Origin of the sequence: Nocardia sp. NPDC019219, assembly GCF_040632645.1 — a bacterium.
In the GTDB taxonomy this organism is placed as follows: Bacteria; Actinomycetota; Actinomycetes; order Mycobacteriales; family Mycobacteriaceae; genus Nocardia; species Nocardia sputorum.
Map to the genome: position 1 here is coordinate 129401 of NZ_JBEYCG010000013.1, position 7754 is coordinate 137154.

Here is a 7754-nt window from a genome sequence, read left to right on the forward strand (position 1 = left end):
GCGCCATCGGGGGGAGGTCGACGGACAGGAGTGAGGATGACGATGGAGCTGACGGCCGAATTCGGCCCGGCGGCCACGACCGACGCACCGTTCAGCCGGGTGTGCGCGGTGCGCGAGGCATCGCCCGCCACCGCGGAGACCGGCCGCTATCTGGGTGTCATCGACGACATCTGGACCATCGGCCCGAAGGTGCACGGCGGGACGATGGTCGCGGGCAGCGCCGCGGCGGCCACGAATTGGCTGCGCGCCTCAGATCCGGCGCTGGTCGGCATGGCGCCGATCGCCGCGAGTTCCGATTTCCTCGGCGCCCCGGACCCCGGCGAGGTCGAGTACGAGGTGCGCGTCCGCAAGATCGGTCGCCAGATCTGCCTGGCCGACACCGACCTGATCCAGGACGGCCGCGTCCTGGTGCGCACGGCGCTGACCTTCAGCCGTCTCGACGACGCGGAACCGAGCTACGCGCCGCAGCACTCCGACATGCCCGTGCAGCCGCCCGCCGACGCCATCGGCTACGAGCCCGGTTCCCAGATGGGCGACATCGTGCACGTCGGCCAGGGCGCCGAGATCTACCTCGATCGCGAGTGGGCCCGCTTCCTCGACGGAGAAAAGGGCGAACCGCGTCTGCGGATGTGGATCCGCCCGCGACCGGGCGACGAACAGGACCCCGACGTCGCGATGTACTTCGCCATGATGTGTGCCGACATGAGCCCGCCGGTGCCGGTGAACCTGGGCCACTTCGGCTGGGCCCCCACCGTGCAGATGACCACCTACCTGCGCCGCAGGCCCGCGCCGGGCTGGCTGCGGATCATCGCCACCACGCACGAGGTGGGCGGGCGCATGTTCGACGAGGACCAGCTGGTGCTCGACTCCACCGGCGCGGTCGTCGCGCAGAGTCGTCAGCTGGCGCTCGTTCCCCAGCGCTGAGCTTCGGCGCGCGCCGTCTAGCCTTGAGGCCCATGACGAGAATTGCGGTGATCGGTGGCGGGCGCATCGGGGAGGCGTTGGTCGCCGGGTTGCTCGAGTCCGGGCGGCTGACCAAGGACCTGGTCGTCGTGGAGACCCATCGGGAACGCGCCCATCAGCTCGCCGAACGCTTCGGCATCCGGGTCACCGACGATTTGGCGGATGCCGCGATCGGCGCGGATCTGCTGGTGATCGCGGTGAAACCGAACGACGTCGACGCGGTTCTCGCGCCGCTGGGCAAGGCGGAGATCGGCAGCGACCGCGATCAAGTGCTGGTCTCGCTGGCGGCCGGTGTGCCGACCGGCCGGCTGGAGGGCAAGATGCCCGCCGGGTTCCCGGTGGTGCGGGTGATGCCGAATACGCCGATGCTGGTGGGGCAGGGCATGAGCGTCATCGCGCCGGGCCGCTACGCGCGCGAGCAGCATCTGGAACTGGTGAGCGAGGTGCTCGGCGCGGTCGGCAAGGTGGTCACCGTGGCGGAGAGCCAGATGGACGCGGTCACCGCGGTGTCCGGATCGGGGCCCGCCTATTTCTTCCTGGTCGTGGAGGCCATGGTGGAGGCGGGCGTCGGGCTCGGGCTGACCAGGGACGTGGCCACCCAGCTCGTCGTGCAGACCATGGTCGGCTCGGCCGCCCTGCTCGACAGTTCTACGCAGACCGCCGCGGAACTGCGCGCCGCGGTGACCTCACCGGCGGGCACCACCGCGGCCGCGATCCGCGAGCTCGAGCGCGGAGGACTACGCTCGGCGTTCTACGAAGCCCTCGTGGCGGCCAAGGAAAGGTCGCTGGAACAGGGCGCGTCAGCGGAGTGACCGGTCTGTTTAAAATCGGAAAACCCGATTTCTCACTCCCGTCGCAGTAACACCACTGGTCCCGCTAAGCTTCAAGGAGCACGTGCGTGTCTGTTCCGCCGGTGGGGAAGCCGGCGGCGCGGACGTGCCGGAGGTCAATGGTGCAATGATGTCTGCGAACAAGATGTCTGCGAATTCCGGAGGGTCCGGCGGCTCCGGTCCCGCGGGCGGTCGGGGGAATTCCCGTACACAGCGTGAGGCCGCGACACAGGGGCAATCCGTGCTCGGCGGCGGCACCCAGTTTCTCACCGTCGCCGAAGTGGCGAATCTGATGCGGGTGTCCAAGATGACGGTCTACCGGCTGGTGCACTCGGGCGAGTTGCCCGCCGTGCGCGTCGGCCGATCGTTCCGAGTGCACGCCAAGGCGGTGCACGACTATCTGGAAACGTCCTATTTCGACGCCGGATGAGGCGGTTTCGAGACCATCGGGGCGGGCCGGTACGATAGCTCCTCGGTTCGTGTTCGCCCGCCGGTGGCATCGCTGTTCGTTGCCCCGTGGTATCCGGCGGCGCGGACACGGGGCGTGAGCTTGCCGAGTGACCCCGGCCCGTCGGCCGGGGACTCGGCGGACGGGCGTCCGGCAATCGCGCACGGGCAACGTGCGCGCCGAGTAGAGAGAACGCGAGGACAACCCTATGGGTTCTGTGATCAAGAAGCGCCGCAAGCGCATGTCGAAGAAGAAGCACCGCAAGCTGCTTCGCCGTACGCGTGTGCAGCGGCGCAAACTCGGCAAGTAAGGCATCGCTGCGTGGTAGCCGCAGGAGCCCGTCACCAATAGGTGACGGGCTCTTTTGTTTGAAATTTGAAATTTTGAAATCCTCATTTGTATCACGTGACTGAAGTCATCGTTAGATCCTGGTTAATACTCTCGGTGAGCGGGTAGGCAGCCGCTACGCTAGGCACTGGGAATAATCACAAGGGCGGCTGGCAAGGGAAAGCGGGTGCCGGTGGGTTCTGCGGGTCGGGAAGGAAACGCGCCGAAGGTCGTGCTGGTCACCGGGGCCAGCCGCTTCTTCGGTGGCACGGTCGTCGCCCGGCTGGCCCAGGATCCCGGGATCGAGCGCATTCTCGCCGTCGACACCATGACGCCCAGCCGAGAGCTGCAGCGGCGCATGGGCCGCGCCGAATTCGTGCGAGCGGACATTCGAAACCCGTTGATCCGTAAGGTGATCGATGGTGCCGAGGTGGACACCGTGGTGCACACCGCCCTGCTGACCCGCCCGCCCGCGGGCGGCGGTCGCGCGGTGATGAAGGATCACAACGTCCTCGGCGCGATGCAGCTGTTCGCGGTGTGTCAGAAGGTGTCTTCGGTGCGCCGGGTGGTACTGCGCTCCTCGTCGGCGGTGTACGGGTGCAGTGCGAAGGATCCCGCGAAATTCAGCGAGGAAATGAGCGCGCGCACACCGCCGCGCGGCGGGTTTGCTCGCGACATGATCGATATAGAGGGTTACGTTCGCGGGCTCGCCCGGCGACGTCCCGATATCGCCGCGTCCATTCTGCGGTTCGCACCCATCGTCGGCCCGCGGTTGGCCGCTCGCGGCGTGCAATATCTGCGTTCGCCGGTGACGCCCACCGTATTCGGCCGGGACGCCAGGATGCAGTTGCTGCACGAGGAGGACGCCGTGGCCGCGCTGACGCACGCGGCGCGGCGTACGGTGGGGGGTACGTACAACATCGCGGGCGACGGCGCGCTGTCACTGTCCCAGGCGGTCCGGCGGGCAGGCCGGATCGAACTGCCCATTCCCTTCACGGTGTTCCGCACCGCGGGCCGCCTGCTCATGGGCCCGGTGATGCGGGAGTTCTCCGCCGAACAGCTCGACTATTTCCACTTCGGTTGTGGCCTGGACACCACGCGCATGCGCACCGAACTCGGGTTCGTGCCGCGCTGGACGACAGTGCAGGCGTTCGACGACTTCATCGGGGGCGCAGCGTTGCGGCCCGTGGTCGATCCAGCCTGGATCGACGCCGCAGAACACAAACTGCTCGGCCTGCTCGGGGCCGGTACGGGAGCACACCAATGAATGACGTAGCGAAAGTCATCCGACTCCACGACCTCCAGATCGAGGCGCGCCAGCGGCCTGCGCCACGACGCCTGGCCGCGCCGAGTCCGGTGACCTCGCTGGTCGAGCGCCGCGCGGCGGTGACGCCCGCCGCGCCGCAGTCGCTGTCGGGAATGCTGCGCGGCGCGCTCGGCAAGCAGATCACGAAGACCGCGGATTTCGCGCGCCGCAGGCTCACCGGCGACTACCAGGTCGACGAGTTCGGTTTCGACGAGCATCTGCTCGAGTCGGTCATCCTGCCCGCCCTGCGGCCGCTGTCGGACCTGTGGTTCCGGGTGGAGGTCAGCGGGATGGACAACCTCCCGGAGGCGGGCGGCGCGCTGATCGTGGCCAATCACGCGGGCACCGTGCCGCTGGACGGGCTGATGCTACAGCTCGCCGTGCACGACCGGCACCCGAAGCAGCGCGCGTTGCGCTTGCTCGCGGCCGACCTGATCTTCGAGACGCCGGTGCTCGGGGTGCTGGCCCGCCGGGCGGGCCACACATTGGCCTGCCGGGAGGACGCCGAACGGCTGCTGCGCTCCGGCGAGCTGACCGGGGTGTTCCCGGAAGGGTTCAAGGGCGTCGGCAAGCAGTACACCGATCGCTACAAGCTGCAACGCTTCGGGCGGGGTGGCTTCGTGGCCGCGGCGGTGCGCACCGGCGTGCCGATCATCCCGTGCTCCATCGTCGGCTCCGAGGAGATCTACCCCAAGCTGGCCGATCTGAAGCCGCTGGCCCGGCTGCTCGGCCTGCCGTATTTCCCGGTGACGCCGCTGTTCCCGCATCTGGGCCTGCTCGGCGCGGTGCCGCTGCCGTCCAAGTGGTACATCGAGTTCGGCACCCCCATCCCGACCACGCCCTACGAGCCGGAAGCCGCCGACGACCCGATGACCATGTTCGAGGTCACCGACCAGGTCCGCGAGACCATCCAGCAGACGCTCTACAAGCTGCTCACCAAGCGCCGCAACGTCTTCACTGGTTAATCGGCCGCGCCTCCGCGCGAACGGCGGATGCTCGATCTCGCTTCGCTCGAAACCGGTGGTTGCAGTGCGCTGGGCGCGTTCGGCATTCCAGCATCGGAGTGCGCCCGGCCGTAAAGGGGCGTGCCGCACGGATGATGTTCGTCGTTCCGCTCTGGTGGTCCATCAATGATCATCACGACGGCGTGTAACTGCCGCGGCGACCGCGCCGCCTGCCGCGCCCAAAGCCAGGGCGGTGGGCACGCCGATCTTGGCGGCCTTGCGGCCGGTCCGGAAGTCGCGGATCTCCCAGCCGCGGTTCTTGGCGACCTCGCGGAGATCCGAGTCGGGGTTGATCGCCACGGCCGTGCCGACCAGTGAGAGCATCGGCACGTCGTTGTGGCTGTCGGAGTAGGCGGTGCACCGCTTGAGGTTCAGGCCCTCGCGAATCGCCAGCGTGCGCACGGCGTGCGCCTTGCCGAGGCCGTGCAGGATGTCGCCGACCAGTCGCCCGGTGAACTTCCCGTCCACGCTCTCGGCCACGGTGCCCAGCGCTCCGGTGAGCCCGAGCCGCTTCGCGATCACCTGCGCCAGCTCCACCGGGGTCGCGGTCACCAGCCACACCTGCTGGCCCGCGTCCAAGTGCATCTGGGCGAGCGCGCGCGTTCCGGGCCAGATCTTGTCGGCGATGATCTCGTCGTAGATCTCCTCGCCCAGCTCGGCCAGCTCGGCGGTCGAGCGCCCGGCGATGAACGCCAGCGCCTTCTCCTTGCCGCTGGCCATATCGGTGCTGCTCTCCTTGCCGGTGACCCGGAATTTCACCTGCTTCCAGGCGACGTCCACCAGATCGGAGGTCTTGAAGTACTTGCGCGCCGCCAGACCGCGAGCGAAATGCACGATCGACGCGCCCTGCACCATGGTGTTGTCGACGTCGAAGAACGCGGCCGCGGTGAGATCGCGCGGGGCCTCCGGGCCGACGGCTTCCAACTCACCCGCGGCGAGTTCGGCGTCGTGCAGCGTCAGCGCCGCATCGGCGCTCGCCTCACCGGCCAGATTGGCCCGCAATTCCTCTTCACTCGGGCCGAAAGGGCTGCGCGAGATGCGGGCGAGCTGGTCCTGCAACCCCTGGCCCATCTGGGTCAGGTTCCACCGCGCCGGAAACTCACCGAATCGTCCCGCGATGAATCCGGCCCTCGCCACCTTCGATCGTTCCGGCACCAGTACCTCCGCCCGTCGCGCGAACCATGTCAACAGTAGCCGGATGAGCCGACAGTCACGGCAGAAGGCGGCGCGCGACACATTCGCGTGGCGCGTACCGGGCCGCCCGGCGCGCGGGCCGCGGATTAAATTCCGGTCATGACCAATCCCACACATTCGGTGACATTGCTGACTCGCGCGGGCTGTGGACTGTGTGCGACAGCACTGGAACAGCTGCGCGTGATCTGCGCCGAATTCGGTATCGAACCGGGCACCGTCGACGTCGACGAAGCCGCCGTTACCGACCCTGGCCTGCGGGCGGAGTACGGCGACCGGCTTCCCGTCGTCCTGCTCGACGGCCGCGAACACAGCTATTTCGATGTCGACGAGACCCGATTGCGGGCGGACCTGAAGCGCTGAGCGCGCCGTTTTCCGTCCGATTCGGCCGCTGTGCTGGTCGCGGCGGAAAATGAGGCCAATTTCACCGACTTTGTGCAGGGCTTCACAAGCAGTTACGGTGGTGGCACGCGACCCGCATGCCGAGGCTGCGGAGCCGCCCCGAAATCCGAAACTTCGACACCCTGGCACCGGACCGTCCCCGGGGCAGCGGGTCGAGCGACGAACCGGAGCCCGAGGCCCGGGACGAGGAGCCGACGACGTGACAGAGCAGCATGAGGCGCCGAGCGGCGTCTCCGGCAGGGCTCTGCAGAAGGACATCCCGCAGGCCACCGTCGCGCGGCTGGCTACCTATCTTCGGGTCCTCGCCATGTTGGCCGACGACGGTGTTGCCATCGTATCGAGTGAGGAACTGGCTGTCGCGGCGGGTGTCAATTCGGCCAAATTGCGCAAGGATCTCTCCTTCCTCGGCCCCAACGGAGTTCGCGGCGTCGGCTACGACGTGGCCAAGCTCCGCTCCCGCATCGAGGACGTGCTCGGCTTGTCGCAGGGCCACCGCGTCGTGCTGGTCGGCGCGGGGAATCTGGGCCGGGCCCTGGTCGGCTACGGCGGGTTCCAGCGGCGCGGTTTCACCGTGGTCGGCATTCTCGACAGCGACCCCGAGGTGATCGGCATGCCGGTCGCCGGCCTGGTGGTGCGCGACGTGGCCGAGCTGGCGGCGGCGGTCGCCGAGCTGGAGCCGACCATCGCGGTCATCACGGTTCCCGACGACGCGGCCCAGGACGTGTGCGACCGGCTCGTCGCGTCGGGTCTGCAGTCGATTCTGAGCTTCGCGCCCTGCGAGCTGGTCGCACCGGCGACCGTCGAGGTCCGGCGCGTCGACCTGGCCGTCGAGATGCAGATGCTGTCGTTCGAACGGGTGCGCAACGCCGAGCAGTCCCCGCTGCCGGAGGTCGCGCACGCCGGATCCGGCCGCATCGCGCACCGCCTGCCGACCCCGCACGCGGCGCAGGCGCACCCGGCACTCCAGCACTCGACAACCCCGCATACGACAACCTCGCATACGGCAACGGAGCCAAGCAGCAAGGGATCGGTGGTCACACCATGAGTGAGCGCAGCGAGCGAATCATGCAGCACAGCACGGCGGAGCGTTCCGTTCGTGCCGGGACGGTGTTGGCATGAGCGGTCAGGCCCGGAGGCGGCAGCGCAGCGTGACCACGCAGGGCCCCGCTCATGCCGGAATCGGATACAGCATGAGCGGTCAGGCCCGGAGGCGGCAGCGCAGCGTGACCACGCAGGGCCCCGCTCATGCCGGAAACGGATACAGCATGAGCGGTCAGGCCCGG

The 7754-nt window shown here is 68.4% G+C and carries 9 protein-coding genes; 8 read left to right on the top strand and 1 reads right to left on the bottom strand.

Annotated elements, in window-relative coordinates:
- Positions 1 to 36 precede the first annotated feature (36 nt).
- The 6 genes from ABZ552_RS23485 to ABZ552_RS23510 all read left to right on the top strand — a co-directional run bounded on the left by ABZ552_RS23485 (position 37) and on the right by ABZ552_RS23510 (position 4839).
- The gene (locus ABZ552_RS23485; RefSeq protein WP_357439732.1) at positions 37 to 924 is read left to right on the top strand and encodes a thioesterase family protein; all 888 of its coding nucleotides are present in this window, start codon (positions 37 to 39) and stop codon (positions 922 to 924) included.
- Between the two features lie 32 nt (positions 925 to 956).
- Entirely contained in the window at positions 957 to 1775 is an 819-nt protein-coding gene (gene proC, locus ABZ552_RS23490; protein ID WP_281875805.1) for a pyrroline-5-carboxylate reductase, read from the top strand.
- A 163-nt stretch (positions 1776 to 1938) separates the two neighbouring features.
- A complete protein-coding gene (locus tag ABZ552_RS23495) occupies positions 1939 to 2223 on the top strand; it encodes a helix-turn-helix domain-containing protein (protein WP_281875803.1) in 285 nt (94 codons plus the stop codon).
- Positions 2224 to 2449: 226 nt separating this feature from the next.
- Entirely contained in the window at positions 2450 to 2551 is a 102-nt protein-coding gene (locus ABZ552_RS23500) for an AURKAIP1/COX24 domain-containing protein (RefSeq protein WP_003402602.1), read from the top strand.
- Positions 2552 to 2761: 210 nt separating this feature from the next.
- Positions 2762 to 3835 (top strand): NAD-dependent epimerase/dehydratase family protein, encoded by a 1074-nt coding sequence (locus tag ABZ552_RS23505; protein WP_357439736.1) that lies wholly within the window; start codon positions 2762 to 2764, stop codon positions 3833 to 3835.
- Positions 3832 to 4839 carry a lysophospholipid acyltransferase family protein gene (locus ABZ552_RS23510; protein WP_281875798.1) on the top strand — a complete coding sequence of 336 codons (1008 nt, stop codon included), beginning with the start codon at positions 3832 to 3834 and terminating at the stop codon, positions 4837 to 4839. Before ABZ552_RS23505 ends, ABZ552_RS23510 begins: the two co-directional genes overlap by 4 nt.
- A 162-nt stretch (positions 4840 to 5001) precedes the next feature.
- Here ABZ552_RS23510 and ABZ552_RS23515 read toward each other — a convergent pair whose 3' ends face one another.
- Entirely contained in the window at positions 5002 to 5949 is a 948-nt protein-coding gene (locus tag ABZ552_RS23515) for an HAD-IB family hydrolase (RefSeq protein WP_281881171.1), read from the bottom strand.
- A 222-nt stretch (positions 5950 to 6171) separates the two neighbouring features.
- Here ABZ552_RS23515 and ABZ552_RS23520 point away from each other — a divergent pair, with 222 nt between their 5' ends.
- Positions 6172 to 6432 carry a glutaredoxin family protein gene (locus tag ABZ552_RS23520; protein WP_159841608.1) on the top strand — a complete coding sequence of 87 codons (261 nt, stop codon included), beginning with the start codon at positions 6172 to 6174 and terminating at the stop codon, positions 6430 to 6432.
- Positions 6433 to 6670: 238 nt separating this feature from the next.
- Positions 6671 to 7516 (top strand): redox-sensing transcriptional repressor Rex, encoded by an 846-nt coding sequence (locus ABZ552_RS23525; RefSeq protein ID WP_281875796.1) that lies wholly within the window; start codon positions 6671 to 6673, stop codon positions 7514 to 7516.
- The last annotated feature ends 238 nt before the right edge of the window (positions 7517 to 7754 follow it).